The organism is Pseudomonas parakoreensis (assembly GCF_021602155.1).
GTDB lineage: Bacteria > Pseudomonadota > Gammaproteobacteria > Pseudomonadales > Pseudomonadaceae > Aquipseudomonas > Aquipseudomonas parakoreensis.
Genome location: NZ_BQHY01000002.1, coordinates 186,954 through 209,947, shown reverse-complemented (window position 1 = coordinate 209,947; position 22,994 = coordinate 186,954). Strand labels below are relative to the sequence as shown.

Annotated in this window: 20 protein-coding genes; 7 read left to right on the top strand and 13 right to left on the bottom strand. The window is 59.7% G+C overall.

Going from position 1 to position 22,994, the window contains the following annotated elements; genetic code table 11:
* Positions 1 to 167: 167 nt before the first annotated feature.
* On the top strand, positions 168 to 1,058 hold the full coding sequence (locus tag L6D63_RS03465) for a site-specific integrase (RefSeq protein WP_108182683.1): 891 nt from the start codon (positions 168 to 170) through the stop codon (positions 1,056 to 1,058).
* Here L6D63_RS03465 and L6D63_RS03460 read toward each other — a convergent pair whose 3' ends face one another.
* From L6D63_RS03460 to pmrG, 6 genes are all read right to left on the bottom strand, one after another.
* Entirely contained in the window at positions 1,059 to 2,117 is a 1,059-nt protein-coding gene (locus L6D63_RS03460; RefSeq protein ID WP_131670406.1) for an ABC transporter ATP-binding protein, read from the bottom strand.
* On the bottom strand, positions 2,114 to 3,709 hold the full coding sequence (locus L6D63_RS03455; protein WP_131670525.1) for an ABC transporter permease: 1,596 nt from the start codon (positions 3,707 to 3,709) through the stop codon (positions 2,114 to 2,116). The genes L6D63_RS03460 and L6D63_RS03455 overlap by 4 nt, the downstream gene beginning before the upstream one ends.
* Before the next feature lie 3 nt (positions 3,710 to 3,712).
* On the bottom strand, positions 3,713 to 4,726 hold the full coding sequence (locus L6D63_RS03450; RefSeq protein WP_131670407.1) for an iron ABC transporter substrate-binding protein: 1,014 nt from the start codon (positions 4,724 to 4,726) through the stop codon (positions 3,713 to 3,715).
* 186 nt (positions 4,727 to 4,912) lie between these two features.
* Positions 4,913 to 6,430: an ArnT family glycosyltransferase gene (locus L6D63_RS03445; protein ID WP_131670408.1), complete on the bottom strand. Its 1,518-nt coding sequence runs from the start codon at positions 6,428 to 6,430 to the stop codon at positions 4,913 to 4,915.
* Positions 6,427 to 8,148, bottom strand: coding sequence for a lipid IV(A) 4-amino-4-deoxy-L-arabinosyltransferase (arnT, locus tag L6D63_RS03440; protein WP_131670409.1), 1,722 nt, complete (start codon positions 8,146 to 8,148; stop codon positions 6,427 to 6,429). Before arnT ends, L6D63_RS03445 begins: the two co-directional genes overlap by 4 nt.
* Positions 8,149 to 8,442: 294 nt before the next feature.
* Positions 8,443 to 9,123 carry a lipopolysaccharide core heptose(II)-phosphate phosphatase PmrG gene (gene pmrG, locus L6D63_RS03435; RefSeq protein WP_131670410.1) on the bottom strand — a complete coding sequence of 227 codons (681 nt, stop codon included), beginning with the start codon at positions 9,121 to 9,123 and terminating at the stop codon, positions 8,443 to 8,445.
* A gap of 314 nt (positions 9,124 to 9,437) precedes the next feature.
* Here pmrG and L6D63_RS03430 point away from each other — a divergent pair, with 314 nt between their 5' ends.
* Positions 9,438 to 10,745 carry a sensor histidine kinase gene (locus tag L6D63_RS03430; protein ID WP_131670411.1) on the top strand — a complete coding sequence of 436 codons (1,308 nt, stop codon included), beginning with the start codon at positions 9,438 to 9,440 and terminating at the stop codon, positions 10,743 to 10,745.
* Here L6D63_RS03430 and L6D63_RS03425 read toward each other — a convergent pair.
* The 5 genes from L6D63_RS03425 to L6D63_RS03405 all read right to left on the bottom strand — a co-directional run bounded on the left by L6D63_RS03425 (position 10,706) and on the right by L6D63_RS03405 (position 16,957).
* Entirely contained in the window at positions 10,706 to 11,254 is a 549-nt protein-coding gene (locus L6D63_RS03425) for a PqiC family protein (protein WP_131670412.1), read from the bottom strand. The two genes, L6D63_RS03430 and L6D63_RS03425, sit on opposite strands and share 40 nt — an antisense overlap.
* A gap of 16 nt (positions 11,255 to 11,270) precedes the next feature.
* Positions 11,271 to 12,926 (bottom strand): PqiB family protein, encoded by a 1,656-nt coding sequence (locus L6D63_RS03420; protein ID WP_131670413.1) that lies wholly within the window; start codon positions 12,924 to 12,926, stop codon positions 11,271 to 11,273.
* Between the two features lie 191 nt (positions 12,927 to 13,117).
* Positions 13,118 to 14,419 (bottom strand): NAD(P)/FAD-dependent oxidoreductase, encoded by a 1,302-nt coding sequence (locus tag L6D63_RS03415; protein ID WP_131670414.1) that lies wholly within the window; start codon positions 14,417 to 14,419, stop codon positions 13,118 to 13,120.
* On the bottom strand, positions 14,416 to 15,504 hold the full coding sequence (locus tag L6D63_RS03410; protein ID WP_041063835.1) for a polyamine ABC transporter substrate-binding protein: 1,089 nt from the start codon (positions 15,502 to 15,504) through the stop codon (positions 14,416 to 14,418). The genes L6D63_RS03415 and L6D63_RS03410 overlap by 4 nt, the downstream gene beginning before the upstream one ends.
* Positions 15,505 to 15,598: 94 nt before the next feature.
* The gene (locus L6D63_RS03405) at positions 15,599 to 16,957 is read right to left on the bottom strand and encodes a glutamine synthetase family protein (RefSeq protein ID WP_041063837.1); all 1,359 of its coding nucleotides are present in this window, start codon (positions 16,955 to 16,957) and stop codon (positions 15,599 to 15,601) included.
* A gap of 161 nt (positions 16,958 to 17,118) precedes the next feature.
* Here L6D63_RS03405 and L6D63_RS03400 point away from each other — a divergent pair, with 161 nt between their 5' ends.
* The 3 genes from L6D63_RS03400 to L6D63_RS03390 all read left to right on the top strand — a co-directional run bounded on the left by L6D63_RS03400 (position 17,119) and on the right by L6D63_RS03390 (position 19,626).
* Positions 17,119 to 18,015 (top strand): helix-turn-helix domain-containing protein, encoded by an 897-nt coding sequence (locus tag L6D63_RS03400; protein ID WP_047294383.1) that lies wholly within the window; start codon positions 17,119 to 17,121, stop codon positions 18,013 to 18,015.
* Between the two features lie 143 nt (positions 18,016 to 18,158).
* Positions 18,159 to 18,674 (top strand): cupin domain-containing protein, encoded by a 516-nt coding sequence (locus L6D63_RS03395; RefSeq protein WP_041063917.1) that lies wholly within the window; start codon positions 18,159 to 18,161, stop codon positions 18,672 to 18,674.
* Between the two features lie 292 nt (positions 18,675 to 18,966).
* Positions 18,967 to 19,626 carry a carbonic anhydrase gene (locus L6D63_RS03390; RefSeq protein WP_047294386.1) on the top strand — a complete coding sequence of 220 codons (660 nt, stop codon included), beginning with the start codon at positions 18,967 to 18,969 and terminating at the stop codon, positions 19,624 to 19,626.
* Between the two features lie 72 nt (positions 19,627 to 19,698).
* On the opposite strand, the gene L6D63_RS03385 is transcribed toward L6D63_RS03390, so the two are convergent.
* Positions 19,699 to 20,412 (bottom strand): SDR family NAD(P)-dependent oxidoreductase, encoded by a 714-nt coding sequence (locus L6D63_RS03385; protein WP_095669183.1) that lies wholly within the window; start codon positions 20,410 to 20,412, stop codon positions 19,699 to 19,701.
* Between the two features lie 46 nt (positions 20,413 to 20,458).
* Positions 20,459 to 20,671, bottom strand: a complete 213-nt coding sequence (locus L6D63_RS03380; protein ID WP_131670415.1) for a tautomerase family protein — start codon at positions 20,669 to 20,671, stop codon at positions 20,459 to 20,461.
* Positions 20,672 to 20,872: 201 nt separating this feature from the next.
* Between L6D63_RS03380 and L6D63_RS03375 the strand changes: the two genes are divergently transcribed.
* Together L6D63_RS03375 and L6D63_RS03370 are read left to right on the top strand one after the other, a co-directional pair.
* Positions 20,873 to 21,796 (top strand): LysR family transcriptional regulator, encoded by a 924-nt coding sequence (locus tag L6D63_RS03375; protein ID WP_131670416.1) that lies wholly within the window; start codon positions 20,873 to 20,875, stop codon positions 21,794 to 21,796.
* An 85-nt stretch (positions 21,797 to 21,881) separates the two neighbouring features.
* Positions 21,882 to 22,991, top strand: coding sequence for an ArsO family NAD(P)H-dependent flavin-containing monooxygenase (locus L6D63_RS03370; protein ID WP_131670417.1), 1,110 nt, complete (start codon positions 21,882 to 21,884; stop codon positions 22,989 to 22,991).
* Positions 22,992 to 22,994 lie beyond the last annotated feature (3 nt).

Sequence of the window (22,994 nt, the reverse complement as noted above, 5' to 3'; positions counted from 1 at the left end):
TTCTGCCGTCCATCGCAGTTTTTTGTCGGACAGTTCCGCTCAAGTACCTTCTTTACTTCAAGTACATTGCATTTGTTAGTTGTTGTAGTGCTGTACATTTTTTACTCAAGGTTTAACGTTTGATTGATTTAGTTGCTGCAACCCCCGACGCTCCAAAAGCCAACCCGATGAGTCTGTACCTCGCGCGTTTGGCGCCCTCCAGCCAATTGACCATGCGTTACGTGCTGCAAGATGCGGCCGATCGCCTGGGCTTTGAAGACATGAATGTCGAAGAGATTCCCTGGCATGCGTTGCAACCAGAAGATGTTGTTGCACTGGTCGCTGCATTACGCGCAGACAACTACGCACCCAATACTTCTTCGTTGTATGTGAATGCGGTGCGCGGCGTCATGAACGAGGCCTGGCGCATGAGCCTGATCAGCCAGGAACATCTTTTGAAGATGCGCTCGGTCAAGGGCATTGCCGGCACACGGTTGTCCCAGGGGCGCAATCTCAAGCGCACGTTGATTCACGAATTGATGGAAGTCTGCGCTGCCGACCCGCGCCCGCAGGGCCTGCGCGATGCGGCGATCATCGCGTTGCTGTACGGCACGGGTATGCGCAAGTCGGAATCGGTGGACCTGGACCTGAATCAGGTCGACTTCACCGAGCGCAGCCTGTGCGTCACCGCCAAGGGCAACAAGCAGTTGATCAAGTACGCGCCGGCGTGGGCATTCAGCAAGCTTGATGCGTGGCTCGAACTGCGCCGTTCGCAGCTCAAGGAAGGTGAGAGCGACGATGCCTTTCTGTTTAACCGCATTCGCCGTGGCAGCCACATCACCCGCGAGCGCATTACCAAGCATGCGATCTATTACATTGCCCGCCAGCGCGGCACGCAGGTCGGAGTGAAGATCATGCCCCACGACTTCCGTCGCTCGTTCATCACTCGGGTGATCGAGGAGCACGACCTGTCGATTGCGCAGAAACTGGCGCATCACAGCAACATCCAGACCACCGCCAACTACGATGTGCGCGATGACAACGAGCGGCGGCGGGCGGTGGATCGCTTCGATCTCTGATCAGTTCAGGCCAAACACATGCGCCGCCCCGAGCACCGACAGCTGCACCGCGCTGCCGGCGGGCGGTGCGTGCATGCCGGAGCTGCGCACCAGAATCGAACGGGCCGGATCCTGAGTCGCGGATGAACTCAGTTCAACCGTCAAGGTGCAGGTGTTGCCGGCAAAATCACGGTCGGTGACCCGCGCGTGGCAGCCGTGACTGTCAGAGGCCACCTCGGCGATCTGCAGCTGTTCGGGGCGCAGCATGATTTGCGCGGCGCCACTGAAACCGTTGCTGTTCACCGCCACCTGACCCAGATCGCAATGCGCCCAACCGGACTCGATCTGCGCGGGCAGGATCACCGCTTCGCCGAGAAAGTGCGCGGTCTGTTCATCCTGCGGATAGCGGTAGAGATCCATCGGATGCCCGGACTGCACCAGCCGGCCACTGCGCATCACGGCCAATTGATCGGCAAACGATAACGCCTCGCTCTGATCGTGGGTCACCAGAATGGTGGTGACGCCGGCGTCTTCGAGCAGGCGCGCAACCATTTTGCGCATGGCACTGCGCAAACCGGTGTCGAGGGCGGAGAACGGCTCATCCAGCAGCATCAGTCGTGGTTGTTGCGCCAGAGCGCGGGCCAGCGAGACCCGCTGTTGCTGGCCGCCCGACAGCTCATGCGGCCAACGTTGGGCCATGTTGGCGTCGAGCGCCACGCTATCCATCAACTCAAGGATGCGCTGGGTGCGGGCCGCTCCGGTCAGGGCCAGGCCGAAGCCGATGTTCGCCGCCACCGTCATGTGCGGGAACAACGCACCGTCCTGCGGCACGTAACCGATCTGCCGTTGATAGGCCGGCACCGCGTGGCTGCGGTCCACCAGCGTCTGACCGTTGAGCGTAAGGCTGCCGCTGTCGGGGAATTCGAACCCGGCGATCATCCGCAACAGCGTGGTTTTGCCGGAACCGGAGGGGCCGACGATCACCGTGCGGCTGCCGGTCGGTACGTTGAGGCTGACGTCGTCGAGCGCCTTTTGCGCGCCGAAGGTTTTACTGAGGTTGTGCAGTTCGAGAGCGTTCATCGGCCAGCGGTACGCCTGGATTGGTGATAGAGAATGGCCGTCAGCGGCAGTGAAAGCAGGATCATCAAAAGCGCGTAAGGCGCTGCGGCGGCGTAATCGATTTCGCTGGTCATCGCCCAGAAACCGGTAGCGAGGGTGCGCGTGCCGTTGGGCGCGAGCAGCAGGGTTGCGGTCAGCTCATTGGTGATTGCCAGGAACACCAGCGCCGCACCTGCCGCCGCGCCGGGGGCCGCCAGGCGCACAGTGATCAGCCACAATGCGCGCAACGGCGAGCGGCCAAGGCTTTGTGCGATGTTTTCCAGCTCGACCGGGGCTTGCGCGAAACCGGCGCGCAGACTGACCAGCGCCCGCGGCAGGAACATCAGCAGATAGGCCAAGAGCACCGTGATGGTGGTCTGGTAGATCGGCCGGGCGAAATGAATGGTCACGGTGACCAGCGCCAAAGCAACGACAATGCCGGGCAGTGAACTGGTGATGTAGTTGCAGCCTTCCAGCAAGCGCTGGAGCTTGCCCGGAGAGCGGATCGACAGCCACGCAATGGGAATCGCCGCGACACTGGTCAACAATGCGCCGGCCACGCCATACGACAGGGTTTGCAGCAAGGCTGGCAACAGCTCGTCGCCTTGCCAGACCTGCGCACCACCGGCCACCAGCCAGCGGCCCAACGTGAGCAACGGCACACCCAGTGCCAACAGGCACGTCAGCGTTTGCAGCAGCAGCGCCAAGGTTGTCGCGCCGCGCCCCAGTTGCACGCTGCGCTGATCCCGGGCGCTGCCGGAACCGACCCGCGCATAACGCGCCTGGCCACGGGCAGCGGATTCCGCCGTGAGCATCGCCAGGCAGCACAGCGCCAGAACCCCGGCGAGCATGTTGGCGGCCGGGCCGTTGAAGGTCGATTTGAACTGATCGAAGATCGCCGTGGTGAAGGTGTCGAAACGGATCATCGCGTACAAGCCGTACTCGGCCAGCAAATGCAGGCCGACCAACAAGGCTCCCCCGCAGATGGCCAGCCGCAGTTGCGGCAACACCACCCGGAAAAACACCGCCCACGGCTTCAGCCCCAAGGATTGCGCAACGTCTTCGATTGCTGGATCGAGACGGCGCAAGGTCGCGGCAATCGGCAAATACAGAAACGGGAAATAGGCGATCACCGACACCAGCACGCCGGCCGGCAGACCGTGGATCGACGGAATCAGACTGACCCACGCATAACTGTGGACGAACGCCGGCACGGCCAGTGGCGCAACCGCCAGCAGCGACCACAGACGCCGGCCGGGCAGATTGCTGCGTTCGGTCAGCCAGGCCAGGGTTGTCCCGAGGACAATGCACAGCGGCAAGGTGATCAGCACCAGCAGCACGGTGTTGATCAGCAACTCGCCGACTCGCGGGCGAAACACCAGGGCTTCGAGGGTCGCCCAACCGGTGTACCACGCCACGCCGATCACGAAGGCAATCGGCAGCAGTGACAGCAACGACACCAGCACCGCCGAGCTCACCACCCACGAACTGCCGCGCCCGGCCAGCGTGCGGGGCGGGTGGAGGAGGTTGGCGGGGGCCGTCACCACGGCCGTTGCAGGCAAGGTTTTGGGCATCACTTAGAGCAACCCGGCCTGGGTCATCAGCTCGACGGCTTTTTTGCTGTCGAGGGTCGACGCATCGACTTTCGGCGCATCGAGGGTTTTCAGCGGGGTCAGCTTCGGATTGGACGGCGCGTCTTTACCCACGGCGTATTCGAAGGAGGTGCCGGTTTCCAGTACTTCCTGACCTTCCTTGCTGGTGATGTATTGGACGAACTTCTGCGCTTCATCCTGATGCTTGCTCGATGCCAGCACGCCGGCGCCGGAGGTGCTGACGAACGCGCCCGGATCCTGATGTTTGAAGTAGTACAACTGGGTGTTTTTGCTGTTCTCGCCGGTCTTGGATTGATCGACGAAGCTGTAATAGTGGTAGATCACGCCGCTGTCGATCTGCCCGGCGTTCACCGCTTTGAGCACCGCGCTGTTGCCGCGATAGATCGTGGCGTTGGTCTTCATGCCCTTGAGCCATTCCAGCGTGGCAGCTTCGCCTTTCTGTTGCAGCACAGCGGCGACGATCGCCTGGAAGTCCGCGCCAGCCGGGGAGGCGGCCCATCGGCCTTTCCAGGCCGGGGTGGCGAGGTCGAGCAGGGATTTGGGCAAGTCTTTTTCAGTCAGCTTGCTCGGGTTGTAGACGAACACGGTGGAACGGGCAGCGATGCCGACCCAATTGCCGTGGGCCGGACGGTAGGCAGCATCGACTTGCTCAAGGGTCGCGGGCGCCAGCGGCGCAAACAGTTTGGCGTTGTCCACCAGCACCATCGCCGGGGAGTTCTCGGTGAGGAATACGTCTGCCGGCGAGGCGGCGCCTTCCTGCACGAGCTGGTTGCCCATCTCGGTGTCATCGCCGTTGCGAATGGTCACCGGGATCCCGGTTTCCTCGGTGAAACCGGCCACCCAGGCCTTGGTCAGCGTTTCATGCTGCGCGTTGTAAACCACCAGGCCCACCGAGTCGGCGGCAACAGCATTCCCGGTGCCGAGCAGCGCGGTGGCCAGCAATGCGCGCTTGAAGATGGATGGAAGGCGTGGATTCATTCGGGCAGCTCCTGTTTTCAGACGTTATGAGCAAACCCTCGCAGGAAACAATGCGAACGATTTGCAAGTGTCGAGTCGCGGCAATGTAGGGTGGCAAATGAGAAAAAAACGTCAAAGAAGCCGTTAATAGTTGTCATTGCCATTCAAATTTACCGCGACTCTCTACTTTTGTCTTAACGTCATCGCTCAGGAGTGGGGGATGTAGGCCACGCTCTGGTCTTCCCGCCCGTGAAAGACCTGCTCGCCACGGGTGGGCGTGGTGGTGATGACCTGATGGTCAGCCTTCAGCGCATCGAGCGGCACGGCGTCACCGGAACGGTATTGCGCCACGAAAATCGTGCGTTGCGGGTCCCACCGTTCTCCGCTGGTGCGTTCCAGCCAGGCGATCAGCGTTGCTGTGTCACCATTGTGCGGAAAGTCCTGAATCGTTTCCGGCACGTAGTAGAACGGTGCACCACCGGTTTGCAGGTACATCGGCACTTTGTTGTCGACCTCGACCATGACCATGCGCCATTGATTCAACGGTGCCTGCTGGCTGGCCTGCTCGCGAACCTGTTCGCCGAAACGGATGACACCGCCGCCGCTGTTGGTCCACGGGTAAAGCACACCCAGAATCGCGGCAAGCAACACGGTGGTGACGGCGAAACCGATCTTCAGCCCGCGGCCTTCGCTGTGGCGAGCGGCCATGCGCCGGGTCACCCACCAGGCACCCAGCAGTTGCGCGAAGGGCACCAGCGGCAAGACGTAATAGCTGCGGCGACTGCCACTGGCGGTGAAGAACAGCATCAGCAACGCGAGCCCTTGAATCAGCCAGCGGGTATCCGGTTCGATGTGCTTCCAGTTGCGCGCGGCCACCCACAAGGCGATCAACCAGCACGGCGCCCAGGGCAGGGTGTAGACCGGCAGGTAGATCAAGTAGGTGTAAATCGGCCCGAACTGATCGAACGGCTGGAAAAACCGCACAACGTTTTCACGCAGTACCAGCCCCAGGCCACTTTGTTCGTAGTTGGGCGCGCCGTAGAAGTGCGAGAGCACGAACGGCGTCATGTAAAACGCCCCGGCGATCACTATCGCCGCGAACAGTCGCAGGTTCAGGTGACGTTTCCAGCGGTGCTCACTGAGCAGGTGTGGCAGCAGCACCAGCCCCGGCAGGATGAAACCGATCAGGCCCTTGAACAGCGAGGTCAGCGACAGCAAACCGAAGAACACCACATAGCGCCAGAACCGGGTGTCATCCGGGCCGCGCCAGTACCACCAGACCGCGGCAAGCACACCGCAGACGGTGAGGATGTCGGCAGTGGCGACTCGCGCCCAGAACACGAAGTAGAACGTGGTCGCCAGCATCCAGCCGGCAATTAGCCCGGTGCCTTTGCGAAACAATTGCTCGCCGATCAGGTACACCAGCCACACGCTGAACCATGCGGAAATCACCGAGGACAGGCGTAGCGACCAGTGCCCCAGCCCACCGGTGAACCAGGCGGTGGCGGTAATCAGCCAGTACGACAGCAGCGGCTTGTCGTAATAGGGGCTGCCCTTGAGATAGGGGTCGAAATAGTCGCCGCTCTGCAGCATCTGCAAGGCGATGTTGGCCCAGCGGGTTTCTGCCCCCCACAGCTCACGACTGCCCAGGCCGAGCAGTAACAGCAGGGCAGTCGCGGCGAGCAGAAGCAGCAACGCGCCCCGATCTTTTTTGTCTGCGGTCATGGTTTGCTCTGGGCAAAAATGAAGATTTCCAGGTTGCCGCGCCGGAAGTGCTGACCATCGATCGGCAGCAGCTCAAGTTGTTGTTCGTCGGAGGTGCTGTTGACGCGCATCACCACGCCCACCGAGCCTTTTTTGCGCGCTTCGGTCATCCATTCGCCTACACCGTCGAGGCTGACTTTGCGTGACGCCATGGCCGGGTCATCGAGGCCGTACTTGAGCTCGCCAACGGTGTTGAACAGGTCGACTTGCGGGCGACGCAAACGCCATGACAACGCAGAGGCGGCCCCCAGATCGTTACTCAGCAACGAGCGGGTCTGGCTGAGTTCCTGCTGGTGTTCGGCAATGAACTGATCCGGCATCTTGCTGTTGACGACGGTCGCCGGCATGGCGGCAGGCAGCAGTGCGACGAGCAAGCCGATGCCCAGCGCCGGCATCGCCCACAGCGTCAGTGGGCGCACGGTTTGCAGCGCGCCGGCAATGAGCCAGCCGAGCAACACGATATAACCCAGCGACAGACTGAACATTTCGGTGTGTTCGTAAATTTCACGGGTCGCTTGCAGGTAGATCAGTGCAACCAGCGACGCAATGGCCAGCACTACGTTGACCACACCGTTGATGCGCAAGACGCGCCCGTTCTGGTCAGCTATCCAGTTCATTACCGTGTAGCCCATCAACAGGGCCAACGGCAGCAGGCACGGCATGATGTAGGTCGGCAGTTTGCCGCTGCTCGCGCTGAAAAATGCCAGCGGCAGCAGGAACCACAAGGCGAGGAAGGCGATTTTCGGATCGCGTTTTTCGCGCCAGGTGCGCAGCAGTGTCGAAGGCAACAGCAGGGCCCATGGCAAGGTCGAAGCAAACAGCAACGGCAGGTAGAACCACCATGGCCGTGCGTGCTGTGCATCTTCGCCGGCGGCAAAACGACGGATGTGTTCGTGCCAGAAGAAGAATCGCCAGAAATCCGGTTCACGGTAATGCACGGCCAGTGCCCATGGCACGCTGACCAGCGCGGCCACCGCCACGGCGACCAGACCATAACGCACCAGCTCGCCAAAGCGTCGCTGCCAGATCATGTAGGGCAGGGCAATCAGCACCGGCAGCATCAGGGCGAGGAAACCTTTGGTCATCAGGCCCATGCCACAAGCGAATCCCAGCAATGCCCAGCCGCCCAGACGCGCGCGGGGGGTATTGCTGTCGATGGCAAACCAGATCGCCACCAGGCTGAGGTTGACCCACAAGGTGAATTGCGGATCGAGGTTGGCATAGCCGGCTTGACCTGCGATCAGGCCGAAGCTCATATAAAGGAGGGCACAAGCGGCACTGATGCGCGGGTTGTTCCAAAGGCGACGGGCCAGCAGATAGGCCAGCCAGACGCTCACGCCCGTGCTGAGCGCGGAGGCGATGCGTACGCCAAACAGGTTTTCACCGAAAATGGCTTGGCCGATGGCAATCATCCAGTAGCCGGCAATCGGTTTTTCGAAATAGCGAATGCCCATGAAGTGCGGCGCCACCCAGTTGCCGCTCTGCAGCATTTCCTGGCTGATCTGCCCATAGCGGGTTTCATCGGGAATCCACAGGCCGTGGGTCATCAGCGGCAGCAGATAAAACATCACGAATGCCAGTACCAGCCCGGGTATCGCAAAGCGTTCGATCAGGGTGCTCTGGTGGAGGCACGGCAAATTCAACGCTGCATGGCGCAACGGTTTGTTCTCAGACGTCATGATTGGACCTTGGTGCAGTACAAAGTGTGCGTTTCAGTGTTGCGTCTGGCGATTTCCATAGCAGGCGCGGCACTGGGTTGAATGAATGCAGAGGCGAGCACGCCCGAAGGGCGTGTCCTGTATTCAGAGAACGGGTCTGCTTCCAGCGTTAAGTTCTCCTCGAACAGCCAAGCTTTAAAATGAAATATTTCCAGTTTTTTAAAGTGAAAAAAATTTCTTATTACAATTTCATAAATGCTAATTAGTCTGTGCCAGAGCATTGCCCGAGCGTTTTTACTTGATCAAGTCTGATGATTACTTGGCCAATCGTTGCCAGCCTTCTGGGTTCATGATGCCGATTACTTCAAGTTGGCCTTGCGCATCTATCCGGGCTAAAACCGTGCTGCCATATTCGGCGGCGACCGCGCGTGGGTAACCGGTTTGCCGTTCGAAATCGGCGATGCAGCCGCTGTGGGTCACCAGAATCATGTTCTGTCCTGCGGTCTTGTGCGCCACCACTTCATTGCGCATCGTCGGGCCACAGGTTTCCAGCCATTCCGCGGCCACGGCATCGTGGCCGAGCATGTAATGCGCGGTTTGCAGGGTGCGCGTCAGCGGGCTGCTGAAGAACCGGGTCTTTTCCAGGCCCAGTTGCGTAAAGCCACGGCCTACCTCGGCTGCAGCAATGCTGCCAGCCTGGGTGATACCGTCTGCCGGCCCCAGACAAGTATTGGCCGATCGGTCGCAACGCTCAGTATGACGGACCAGTGCGATGACCTCACCGGCCTGCCAGGCCTTCACCCATTCGTGGGTCGCCGATGCACTGGCGTAGCGCAGGTTGGCGGGCGAGCGTTGGACCCAGACGAAGCCGCAAATCAGTGTAATCAACAGCAAACCGACAGCAATGATTGCCCAAGTGCGCGGACGAGACAGAACCCATCGTTTAGACGCTGATTGTACGTGTACTAATTCAACCACGACGTTGCCCCTTGTCATTCCCGAGTTCCACTCAGTACACGCACAGTGCAACGTAAGCTCCAGGAGGTTAGTTACTTTACGGTGGTCTACTTGAATGGCTGCTGAACACTACGTTCAGAGTCGTGGCGGTGCAGTGAAGAACATGTGAAAAATTTGCGAGAGCGGCGCAGGCATTAACGGAAAAGTCTATTTGATAAATAAACTCAAATACTCGTTTTGTTTATTAGGGCCACTTAACAACAGCGCCAGTCGAGGCGAAGCTGCGACTCTGGATAACGTCGTGACGCAGCTGCTTGCAGTCCCCGACATCAGCACTGGAGCCAAGCAACCGGATGGACCTCAAGCAAAGCCTCGCCAATCGGATTGTGATTGTGTTCGCCTTGATGAGCGCGGTGGTGGCCGGTGTCTTCGCAATGGGCATTGTGGCTACCGTGCATGTCGTGGAGCACAAGTTGACCATGACCGCCCTCAGCGGTGGCTTGCGCCGGTTGTTGGCGATGGACGACATCAACCAGTGGCGCCACGAGCCGGAAAAGAGCGAACTGTTTTTTTTCGAGAACGGCCCCGGGCCCATGGCGCTGACACCGCAACTGGCGGAACTGCCCGTGGGGTTTCAAGAGATCACGTTCAACGGCGACGACTTCTATGCGATGGTCGAGGCGGTCGGCGGCCGCAAATATGTGCTGTTGCGCAATCAGGAAAGCTTCGAACAACGCGAGCACCTGCTGTTCGTGGTAGTGATAGTCGGGTTCATCCTCAGCGTCATGCTGGCGGTCGCGCTCGGCAGGCTGCTGGCGCGGCAAGTCATGGCGCCGGTGATCCGCCTGGCGGGGCAGGTGCGTCATCGTGACCAGTTGATTGCACTGGCACCGGCGCTGCATCCGGATTACGCCGATGACGAGGTTGGGGCGCTGGCGCTGTCTTTCGACCAGACACTCGGCCGGTTACGCGAAACCCTGAACCGGGAAAAGCTTTTCACCAGTGACGTGAGCCATGAATTGCGCACACCGCTGATGATTCTGGCCAGTTCCTGCGAGCTGTTGCTGGCCAACCCCTCGCTGGATTCGCGCTCCACCCAACAGGTCAAACGCATCGCCCGGGCCAGCGCAGAAATGCGCCAGCTGGTTGAGACCTTCTTGATGCTGGCGCGCAAACCGGAAGCGCTTGGCACCGAATCCACTTGCACACTCAAATCTATCGCCGACGCCCAGGTGGAAATCTGGGGGCGATTGATTGGCGAAAAGGGTCTGGAGTTTATCTACGAGCCGCAACTGGCGGGCAGCGCGCGTTATGACCTGACGTTCTTGCAGTCGGTCATGGGCAATCTGCTGCGCAATGCCTGGCATTACACCGATCAGGGCTTTGTCCGGTTGACCCTGCTCAACGACAGCTTTGTGGTCGAGGACAGCGGCATCGGTATTCCGGAAGAAAAACGTCACGCGATGTTCCAGCCGTTCGTGCGCGGTGACGAACAGCGCGGTGAAGGCCTTGGGCTGGGTTTGTCGCTGGTGCAGCGGATCTGCAGCCATCAACACTGGCAGGTTCAGTTGGTTACTCGCGAGCCCAATGGCTGCCGTTTCACGGTCACGCTGTCGGCGGCTCACGAGGCTGACGGGCAGCGAGCGTTGCCCGCCGCCTGATTGATCAGGGCGGCCAGGCGTTTGACGTTGTTCTGTTGCGCGGCCACCAGTTCGTCGATGCTCGGGCCGGAAGGTGTTTGCAAGGTTGAATGGCAGGTCAGCAGAGCGTTGTCCGCCGCACCGCTCGGGCGCAGGCGCCACTTGACGTCGATCAGCCCGTATTGTCCGGGGATCGAGTCGAAACGCTGCACATCGATACGCACCGAAACATTGCCGCGACTGCCGGTATTGCTCAGTTGATCGCTCAAGGCACTGCGCAACTCGTCCGCCAGACTCGCTCCCCACCATTGGGTTTCCAGAATCGCCAGGCCATTGTTGCCCTGACGAATGACGATTTGCGGGCGGTCGACTTGCGGCGGCACGCTGATCCCCTCAATGGGAATCTGCGCGCCGGCCCGGGACGCCGACAGCTCCACCGGCGTCAGGGTGTGAAAGTTGATCGGCTCGCTGCGGCAGGCGCCAAGGAGCATGAACGCAGCGAGCACGGTGATCTTCAGCGGTACAGCCATGGGATAGCTCCTGGGCTCAATTGCGTGGCGGTCCTTTCAGATCCAGCGGCGCTGCGTTGTCGGGACGACCGCGAATCAGCGATTCCGGATGGCGACCGAGATAGTCCGACAGCTCACGCAGCGAACGCGACATGCGCCCGAGTTCGTCGAGGGTCTCGGTGAGTTTCTCGCGCTGCGGTGAATCTTCGGCCAAGGTCGAACTGGCGGACTGCAAGGTCTTGCTGACGTCGGCCAGTGTGGTCTGCACGCCCGGCAGGGTTTTCGCATTGAACTGTTGCAGGCCTTTGCGCAGCTCGACGAGGTTGCTGTCGAGGTTACCGGCAATCCGCTCGACCGGCAGTTTGTTGAGCTTGTCGACCACCGCTTCGAGTTTTTCCTGCAACTGTTCGAGGCTGCCGGGCACGGTGGGCAAGGCGACCGGTCGGGCCGTTGCGTCGAATGCAACTTTCTCGGCTTTCGGGAAGAAATCCAGCGCGATATACAACTGCCCGGTCAGCAGGTTGCCGCTGCGGGCCTGGGCGCGCAGACCATTCTCGACGAAGGTGCCGAGCAGACGAATACCGGCCGCTTCGTCGTTGGGATCGTGCTTGAATTCGGTCAGCATCTTTTTGTAGGCCAGGCCGAGGCGCTGCGGGTAAATGACGATCCCGACGTTAAGCGGGAAGGTGCGTTTTTTCGCGTCGAAGTCGAGGTTGATTCCGACGACCCGGCCAATTTCCATGCCGAGAAACTCGACGGGCGCATCGACCTTGAGCCCGCGCAACGACTGCTCGAATCGCAACACCAGGTATTGCGCCTTGCCGTTGGGCGGAGCGAGAGCGGTCTGCTGATCGGCGAACAGTTCGAAGTCTTTGTCGTCGGCGGCGGCAACGTCGTTGGGGCTGTAATCCGGCGCGCGGAAGGCAATGCCGCCGACCAGCATAGTGGACAGCGATTCGGTCTTCACCGCAAAACCGTTGGCCCCGACATTGATGTCGATGCCGCTGGCGTTCCAGAAGCGGGTATTTTCGGTGACGAACGCGTCGTTCGGTGCGTGAATGAACACCTCGATGTCCACGCCTTTGCCCTCGGGATTGAGGGCGTAGGTCACGACCTGACCCACCGGAATCTTGCGGTAGTAAACCGGGGAACCGATATCCAGCGAGCCAAGATCCGAGGCATGCAGCATGAAGCGCTTGCCCGGTTCGCCGTAAGTGATCGGCGGCGGATTCTCCAGCCCCTTGAAATGCTTGGCGCGGTTGTTGGCCTGACCGATGTCGGCGCCGATATAGTCGCCGGAAAGCAAGGTATCGATGCCCGAAACGCCGCCCGCACCGATGCGTGGGCGCACGACCCAGAACTGCGAGTCTTCGCGGGTGAAGGTTTCGGCCTGTTTGGCCAGTTTGATCGTGGCGTCGACGCTCTTCTGATCGCCGCTCAACTCGACATCCGTCACCTGACCGATCACCACACTGCGGTATTTGACCTCGGTCTTGTTGGCAACCAGGCCGCTGCCGGTCTTGAAGTTGACGACGATGGTCGGGCCTTCCTGCAGCAGGTTGTGCACCACCAGCGAAATGCCGACCAGCACCGCGACGACCGGGACGATCCACACCAGGGAGATGCTGAAACGCCGGGTCTTGATTGGCGCGTGGCCCGGTGTTCGTGGTTCATCGGCGGCTGACGACTTCATCCATGTCCTCCTCGGTTTTGTGGATGCTGAGCGTCAGGAACGCAAAAGCACTTCATCAATATAGAAGTGCTTGGCGATAGAGCAAATTCGCGGGTCGATGTGGTTTTGTGCAGGCGCTGCCGCAGGCTGCGATCTCTTGATTTTAAAGATCAAAAGATCGCAGCCTTCGGCAGCGCCTACAGGGGCGCGCGTTAGCCGAGGATTTCGCGCAAACGATACCAGAACATGCCCAGTGCCAGCAGCGGTGAGCGCAAGGCCGGGCCGCCGGGGAAGGTCATGTGCGGTACCGCGCTGAATACGTCCATGCCCTGACTGTGGCCGGCGTGAATGGCCTCGCCCAGCAGACTGGCGCACCAATGCGTGACATTCAGACCGTGACCGGAATAACCCTGAGCGTAGAACACGTTCGGCCGTTGCTTGAGCCGCCCGACCTGCGGAAAGCGGTTGGCGGTAATGCCAATCTTGCCGCCCCATTGATAGTCGATGCGCACGTCCGCCAGTTGCGGGAAGACTTTAAGCATCTTCGGGCGCATGTAGGCGGCAATGTCCGCCGGATCGCGACCGGAATAGTGACAGGCGCCGCCAAACAGCAGGCGTCGATCCGCCGAGAGCCGGTAATAGTCGAGGCCGACTTTCTGGTCGCACAACGCAAGGTTGTGCGGGATCAATTGCGCGGCACGTTCCTCGGACAGCGGCTCGGTGGCGATGATGTAACTGCCGGCGGGCAGTACCTTGCCGCTGAGTTGCTGCTCGAGTTCATCCAGATGCGCGTTGCAACCGAGCACCAGACTGCCGGCGCGGACGCTGCCGGTGGCGCAGCGCACTTCAACCGTTTCGCCGTGGATGATCTGCTGGACCGGGCTCTGCTCGAAAATGCGTACACCGAGGGACGCCGCCAGACGCGCTTCGCCCTGCACCAGATCCAGCGGGTGCAGATGGCCGGAGCCCATGTCGATCAGACCACCGGCGTAGCCGTCGGCGTTGACCACTTGCTGGCGAATTTGCTCGGGGCCGACCAGCTTGGTCTCATGGCGGTAGCCGAGTTCGTCGAGGCTGACCTGTTCGTCCTTGAACGCCGCGAACTGCGCCGGGGTGTTGGCCAGTTCGCAGAAGCCCCAACGCAGGTCACACTCGATGGCATGCTCGGTGATGCGCTGGCTCACCAGTTCCACGGAGTCGATACCGGCGCGTTGCAGATAACGCACGCCGTCGTTGCCGACGTAACGGGCAAAGCCTTCGACCTCGTGACCGATGCCACGAATCAACTGGCCGCCGTTGCGTCCGCTGGCGCCCCAGCCGATGCGCCTTGCTTCGATCAACACCACCGACAGCCCGCGCTGCGCCAGTTCAATCGCGGTATTGACCCCGGTGAAGCCGCCGCCGATTACGCAGACATCGGCGCTGAGGTCAGCGTCGAGTGCCGGCCAGGGCGTGCTGGCCCGGGCCGAAGCCGCGTAATAGGAGCGGGCGTGTTCTTGCGTGTACTGATTCATTTGTTCGACTTCACTTTGCTCCAGGACCGGGTCATCAGACGCATGATCGACTGGGGCGGGGTAGAGGAGATGTAGAGCTTGTCCAGCACCGCCTGGGACGGGTAGACCTCGGGATTGTTCACCAGCGCCTGGTCCATGTATTGCTTGGCTGCTGGGTTCGGATTGGCGTAACCCACTGAAGCGCTGACCTTGGCGATCACTTGCGGATCAAGCAGGTAATTGATGAAGGCGTGGGCTTCCTTGGTGTTGCTGGCGTCGGCCGGGATCGCCAGCAAGTCAAACCACAGGTTGGCGCCTTCTTTCGGAATCGCATAGGCGATGTTCACCCCGTTCTTGGCTTCCTTGGCGCGGTTGGCCGCCTGGAACACGTCGCCGGAGTAACCGAAGGCTACGCAGATGTCGCCATTGGCCAGATCGGAAACGTATTTCGAGGAGTGGAAATAGGTGATGTAGGGGCGGATGCTCAGCAGTTTGGCTTCGGCTTTTTTATAGTCTTCCGGGTTTTCGCTGCGTGGGTCCATGCCCATGTAGTTGAGGATCGCCGGGAACACTTCGTCCGCCGAGTCCATCATCGACACGCCACACTGGGTGAGTTTCTTCAGGTTCTCCGGCTCGAACAGCACGGCCCAGGAGTCGATGTGATCGATGCCAAGCACTGCCTTGACCTTGTCGACGTTGTAGCCGATGCCGTTGGTGCCCCACAGGTACGGCACCGAGTGCTGGTTGCCCGGGTCGTTCTTTTCGAGCAATTCGAGCAATTTCGGGTCGAGATTCTTCCAGTTCGGTAGCTGCTCGCGATCCAGTTTGAGGAACGCGCCGGCTTTTACCTGACGGGCGAGAAAGTGGTTGGACGGCACCACCACGTCGTAGCCGGTGCGACCGGCGAGGAGTTTGCCTTCCAGGGTTTCGTTGGAGTCGAACACGTCGTAGATCACCTTGATCCCGGTCTTGGCCTGGAAGTCGGCGAGGGTGGTTTCACCGATGTAGTCGGTCCAGTTGTAGACGCTGACCTGGGGCTGGGCCAGGGCTGCGGTGCTGCACAACAGCGCCAGTGCGGCGGGAACCATGGATTTCAATAGACGCATATCGACACCTCTTGGAGTTATTGGAGTTTTTCGGGTGAGCACGGCCCCTTGTGGGAGCTGGCAAGTTAGCTCCCACAGGGTTTGTGTGTGTTGCTCAGACGCTCAGCAGCAGGAACTCGCGCTCCCAGGAGCTGATCACGCGCTTGAAGTTTTCATGCTCGGCGCGTTTGACCGCGACGTAGCCGCGCACAAACTTGTTGCCAAGGTATCGGGCAACGGTGTCGCACTCTTCCATTTGCGTCAGCGCGTCTTCGATGGTGATCGGCAGGCGCAGGTTGCGGCGTTCGTAGGCGCGGCCTTCGACGGCGGCACTCGGCTCGATGCCTTCGACCATGCCGATGTAGCCACACAACAGGCTCGCGGCAATCGCCAGATACGGGTTGGCGTCGGCGCCCGGCAGGCGGTTTTCCACGCGCATGGCTTCCGGCCCGGAGGTCGGTACACGCAAACCGACGGTGCGGTTTTCTTCGCCCCACTCGACGTTGACCGGTGCCGAGGTGTCCGGCAGGAAGCGGCGGAACGAGTTGACGTTGGGCGCAAACATCGGCAGTACTTTAGGAATGTACTTTTGCAGGCCGCCGATGTGATGGCGGAACAAGTCGCTCATCTTGCCGTCGGCATCAGCGAAAATCGGCTTGCCCGTGGCGATTTCCACCACGCTCTGGTGCAGGTGCATGGCACTGCCAGGTTCGTCGCCAATCGGTTTGGCCATGAACGTCGCAGTGACGTTGTGCTTGAGCGCCGCCTCCCGCAGGGTGCGTTTGAACACGGTGATCTGATCGGCCAGATCCAGGGCGTCGCCGTGACGGAAGTTGATTTCCATCTGCGCCGGGCCGTCTTCGTGGATCAGCGTGTCCAGATCCAAACCTTGCAGCTCGCACCAGTCGTAGACGTCTTCGAACAATGGATCGAACTCGTTGGCGGCGTCGATGGAGAATGACTGCCGACCGCTTTCGGCACGGCCCGAACGACCCAGTGGTGCCTTGAGTGGCAGGTCCGGATCTTCGCAGCGCTGGGTCAGGTAGAACTCCATTTCCGGTGCAACGATTGGCTTCCAGCCCTTGTCGGTGTAAAGCTGCAGGACTTTTTTCAGCACGTTGCGCGGCGACAGTTCGATCGGGTTGCCGAACTTGTCGAAGGTGTCGTGGATGACGATGGCGGTCGGCTCGATGGCCCATGGAATCACATACACGGCATCGCTCACCGGTTTGCAGACCATGTCGATGTCGGCCGGGTCGAGCAGGTCGTAGTAGATGTCGTCGTCGACAAAATCCCCGGTTACCGTTTGCAGCAGCACACTTTCCGGCAGGCGCATGCCTCGCTCATGCAGGAACTTGTTGGTCGGTGCAATCTTGCCGCGGGCAATGCCGGTCAGGTCGCTGACCACACATTCAACTTCGGTAATCTTGTGATCTTTCAGCCATGTGAACAGCTGATCGAAAGGGGCATTCATAAAGACCTCGTTATTGGTTTTATAGACGCCGGGGAGGGCGGGTTTCATCTTCCGCCCCTTCCCCTGTGGCGCGTTGACGACTATCTTGGGCGTGCCTTGCCGTTCCATCTATCCACTTTAAGCAGCACCAAAGCGCACCAAAAGAGTGCGCAAGGTCTCCCATGACAACGTGTAATCCGCTTCAGGTTCAGGCGTTCAATACCGCTGATGTCACCGAACAAATCCGCGCCACACCGGGTTGGGTCCAGCATTACCAGCAGATGTCGCCCGGGCATTTCGCCGGGCAGATTCGCTATCTGGATCTGGAAGGTGTGCAGGTCTACGAAGAACAGATGAACACCCGCGTCGAGCAGGCATTCAGTGCGCCATCGGGTGCCTTGGCGTTCTGTTTTGATCGCAGTGACAACGCGCTGTACCTGCTTAACGAAGACAGCCGCAACATTTGGATCACCCCGGAGAACTACCAGGAAATCGCCGTGGTGTTCGGCCCGCAATTCGTCCGTGAACACGGTCTGGATGTGGCGAAACTCGAGGGATTGTTCATGGCGCCGCTTAACTGCGGGCAGAACGCCTTGTTCAGTCGCTGGTTAAGCTCAACGCTCACGAAGTTGTCGCAAGCTGTTGATCCGTTTGATAAAAACTCATTGACGCAGCAGCTGCTCGAAGACTGTCTGTTCATTCTCGACAACGCTCACACCCGACTTGATCGAGGCGGTTTGCAGCGTCGTACTGAAGAACGGACGATCATGAAGCGAGTAGGGGAATGGGCGGCAGATTCGCCAGAAGAGACTGTTAATCTGCTTGAGCTTTCGAAGGTGGCAGGGGTCCCGTTGCGTCAATTACAGCAGGCGTTCAAGGCCTACACCGGTATGACCCCGAGCCACTGGCTGCGCCTACGCCGGCTTAACAGTGCACACCGCGAATTACTCAATCGCCGGCCCACGGAAACCACCGTGGCCGAAGTGGCGATGAACTGGTCGTTTTGGCATCTGGGGCGGTTTTCCAACAGTTATCGGGCGCTGTTCCAAGAGCTGCCGAGCGAGACGCTGAAGCGCTAGCGAGTGTCCCTGACGTGGGTTTGCGTTAGATCGTTGAAGTGGAGGGAATTGTCTTCGATATTCGTCGAAATACAGTTAACTCCACTAAATAGCCGTTTAGTAGAGCTATCAGCCTATCTGCCTTTCAATCAATGGAGCAGGCCATGAATCGAGGGAAAACAGAGATCGTGGACGTGATTGCTGCACTGGATCTGCAGCCTCATGTTGAAGGCGGCTATTTTCGCAGGACTTTTCAAACAGATCATCGTGCCATGCTGCAAACCACCCGTGGCCCACGTTACTTGGTGACTTCGATCTATTACTTGCTGACTGAAGATTCGCCGGTGGGCCAGTTTCATTTCAACCAATCGGACATCCTGCATTTCTACCATCTGGGCGATCCCATCGAGTACAGCATGATCTCAGGTGACGGCTCGCTTCAAACATTGGTATTGGGTAGCGACATTCTGGCGGGACAGCTTTTGCAAATGCACGTACCTGGTGGCATCTGGAAAGCATCGCGACTGCTTGAGGGTGAACACGGCTTTGGTTTGATCAGCGAAACCGTGTCGCCAGGATTTGATTTCGCGGATATGGAGATGGGTGACAGACGCAGACTGACTGCGCAATTTCCACAGCACCGGATATTGATAGAAAAGCTGACGCGGGATGCTGATTGATGCTCACAAATTTCAGGCCATACCGAGGTTTTGGAAAATGCGGCTTCAGGTGAGCCTCTGGATTGAATGTGGCGTGCAACCGGGCTGATTCGGAAACATCTTGTTACGTGTAATGTATATTATGTTAAACGAGGTGTTACGTTACGTCCCTCCTGCACCAATGCCCACAGGCTGCAGACATCAAGTCAAGTACAGCTAACACGCGCAACGTTTGCGATAATACCGGTCACCGCGGCGCGACAGCACATTGAGTGCTTGTGCCCCCATCTGTTAATCGGGTTTGGAGAACTTCATGCGTGACATCATTGACGGCTTTCTGCGCTTTCAGCGCGAGGTTTATCCTCAGCGTATCGAGCTGTTCAAGCAGCTCGCGACGGCACAAAATCCCAAGGCGCTGTTTGTCACCTGCTCGGACAGTCGTGTTGTGCCGGAACTCCTTACGCAGCGTGAACCGGGCGAACTGTTCGTGATTCGTAACGCCGGCAATATTGTGCCGTCTTACGGCCCCGAGCCCGGCGGCGTTTCGGCCACTGTCGAATATGCGGTCGCTGTGCTCGGCGTCCAGGACATCGTGATCTGCGGCCATTCGGACTGCGGCGCGATGGGCGCGATTTCGCGCTGCACTTGTCTGGATCATCTGCCAGCGGTCGCTAACTGGCTCCGTCACGCGGACGCCGCGAAAGCGATCAATGCGGCGCATGAGTTCGATACGCCCGGCGCCAAGCTCGATGGCCTTGTGCGTGAAAACGTGATCGCGCAACTGGCGAATCTGCGTACGCATCCCTCAGTGGCCCTCGCGCTCGAGCAAGGACGGCTGAATCTGCACGGCTGGGTTTACGACATCGAAGCCGGATGCATCGATGCACTTGATGGCGCGACACGGCAATTCGTCCCACTTGCGGATTCGCCGAGCACCGTCGCGATCGCTGCTCGCAACGCCCCTCAAATGTGATGGGAGAAGCCGCCGATGGCGGCTTCTTGCTTCAGATTGCCGGTCGCCTGGTTAGCCAGGCCGCCGTCTCCATCAGTGGCCGGCGCTTTGGCCACCATCGACGTGCAGGATTTCGCCCGTGACGAAGTGGGCGCTGTCCAGATACAACACCGCTGCGACGATGTCTTGCACGTCGCCCATGTGGCCGACCGGATGCAGGCGGCCCAATGCGGCGTGGCTTTCCTCGCCATGCATCGGGGTCTTGATGATGCCCGGCGAGACCGCGTTAACGCGGATGCCGCGCTTGGCGTACTCGATCGCCAGGGATTTGGTCGCGGCGTTCATCCCACCTTTGGTCAGCGACGCCAGCACCGATGGCACGCCCTCGATGGCGTGATCGACCAACGATGTGGTGATGCTGACCACATGACCGCCCTCGCCTTGCTTCTCCATCTGGGCAATCGCCTGCTGCGACATATGGAAGAAGCTGCCCATGTTGGTGGCCACGGTATTTACATACTCTTCGCGGGTATAGGCCGTGAACGGTTTGGCGAGGAAGATCCCGGCGTTGTTCACCAACGTGTCGATGCGGCCAAAACGCGCTACACCTTCGCGAATGATTTTCTCGGACGTAGCCGGATCGGCGATATCTCCAGCGACGGTCAGGATGTCCGGATCCGATGACGGCTGGATGGAGCGCGAAGTCGCCACCACTTGATAACCGAGTTTACGAAAACCCTCGACGATGCCCGCGCCCAGCCCCTGGGATGCGCCAGTGACCACAACGACTTTTTTTGAATGGCTCATGATAATGCCTCGATAGTTGAAAAAAGCGGTTTCAAGTGCCTCAGCATTACCTGGGCTCCACCAGCGACTGGCGGTACTCGGTCGTGGTTATTCCTGCGTAGCCCCAGTTATCGGTATCGACTTCCTCGATCACGATGTGCGTCAGGTGCGGGTCCTTGTTGAGCACCGTCTGCATGGTTTGGGTGATCTCGGCGATCACCTGTGCTTTTTGTTCTCTGGTAACGCCGTCGCGGGTGATCCAAACGTTGATGAAAGGCACGGGAAAGTCTCCAGTTCGCGTCTCATCGGCATGATGAGACGGCAAGTGGAATGAACTCTATAAGCTGGCCTTGAATGAATAAATGCGGGCCCGGTTACTTCATTTATGACGCCGTGTAATGAATAAAAGCCGCGGTCTTCGCCACTGCGTCATCGACTTCGGTATGCTTTGGGCACTTCGCGAATACTCGGTGTGATGAATATGAAGCGTCATTTTGATGACCTGCAGCTAGGAAGCATCGAGCTATTTTGCCTGGCCTCGGAAACGGGCAGTTTTACGGCAGCCGCGCAGGTAGCCGGTGTGACGCCTGCGGCAGTAAGCCGCTCGATTTTGCGTCTTGAAGAGCGTCTGGGGTCACGTCTTTTCGTCAGAACCACACGCAGCATCCGGATGACTGAACCGGGCCGGGTGTTCTATGAACAATGCCGACAGGCCCTGACGCAACTGGTGGAAGCACAGCAAGAAGTCATGGGCGCTCAATCGACGCCTTCAGGGCGGCTGCGCATCAGTCTTCCGACCACGTATGGGCATCATCGGATCCTGCCGCTTCTGCCGAAATTTCGGGCGCTTTATCCAGACGTCAGCGTGGATATCCATTTGGGTAACCGAAATATCGACTTTGTGGCGGAGGGCTATGATCTGGCGATTCGGGTCCGGGCTCAACCGGACTCGACCCTGATCGCCCGCTTGCTGGAGGACGCAGAACTGGTCGTGGTCGCGACACCTGAATACCTGACCAAGGCCGGCACGCCAACGACACTGGATGACCTTGTCACTCACGAGTGCATTCAATTTGAACTGCCCAGCAGCGGCCGTCGCATCTCATGGCTGTTCGAGGTCGACGGCAAACATCGCGAGATCTTCACAGAGGGCCGCTATTGCTGCTCGGACGATGTGCTGGGCGGCGTCACCCTGGCCAAACACAGCGCTGGGCTGTTCCAGACTTACCGATTCATTGTCGAGAACGAATTGGCCGATGGGCGCCTCGTCGAGGTACTCCAGCCCTACAATGGGCGCTCCCGGCCTTACACCCTGCTCTACCCTCATGGCCGCTACGTTCCTCAGCGGGTCCGGGCATTCGTCGATTTTCTGCTGCAGCATCGAACCGATTGGGCGGCGATCTAGATACCGCCATTTGAGGATCATCAACAAACGCCCGATTCGGATGCGCTAATCTGGCCTGACTTGCGCTGCCTCAAGGACTCTCCCAATGCCTGCCAACTGTACCGAAGTGGATGTCGCGATTATTGGCGGCGGTCAGTCCGCACTCGCCGTGGCTTACTTCCTGCGTCGCACCGGGCGCTCGTTTGTGATCATTGATGCCGAAGCCGCACCGGGTGGTGCGTGGCGGCATGGCTGGGACTCCCTGCGATTGTTTTCACCTTCGACCTGGAGCTCCATCGCCGGCTGGATGATGCCGCCGGTCACCGACGGCTATCCCAGTCGCGACAACGTGATCGATTACCTGCGCCAGTATGAGCAACGCTATCAGTTCCCTGTCGAACGGCCTTATTGGGTCGATGCTGTTGAGCGCCAGGGCGATCGACTTCAGGTCAAAGCCCAGGGCCGTTGCTGGCTGGCCCGCGCAGTGGTCAGTGCGACCGGCACCTGGCGTCATCCTTACCTGCCACATTACCCCGGCAGTGAAACCTTTACCGGCCAGCATTTGCATTCGGCCCATTACGTCAATGCGAAGCCTTTTGCGGGAAAAAAAGTCCTGGTGGTGGGCGGTGGCAACTCCGGTGCACAGATCCTCGCTGAGGTCTCAAAAGTGGCCGACGCCACCTGGGTTACTCCGCAGCCGCCAGAATTTCTCGCCGATGAGGTCGATGGCCGCGTGCTGTTCGAGCGCGCCACCGAGCGCTGGAAAGCCCAGCTCGCCGGGACCGTCATTGAACAACCGGTCGGAGGCCTGGGCGATATCGTGATGGTCCCGCCAGTCGTCGAGGCTCGGGAGCGCGGCGTGCTGCATGCGGTTCGGCCGTTCCTGCGCTTCACCGAAACCGGGGTGACGTGGGCCGATGGCTCGCAAACGCCGGTCGACGTAGTGATCTGGTGCACCGGTTTTCGCCCTGCCCTCGGTTATCTGGCATCACTGGGGGTGTGTACCGCCGATGGACGTGTGGTCGTTGAAGGTACGCGTTCGATCAAGGAGCCGCGCTTGTGGCTGGTGGGGTATGGCGACTGGACAGGCGCCGCTTCCGCGACACTGATCGGCGTCACCCGAACGGCGCGAAGTACCGTTGAGGAGATCGAGCGGTTTTTAATGACGCAAAACACGCCGGCTAGCGAATCAGCACCTCCAAGGCACGCGCGGTGATGT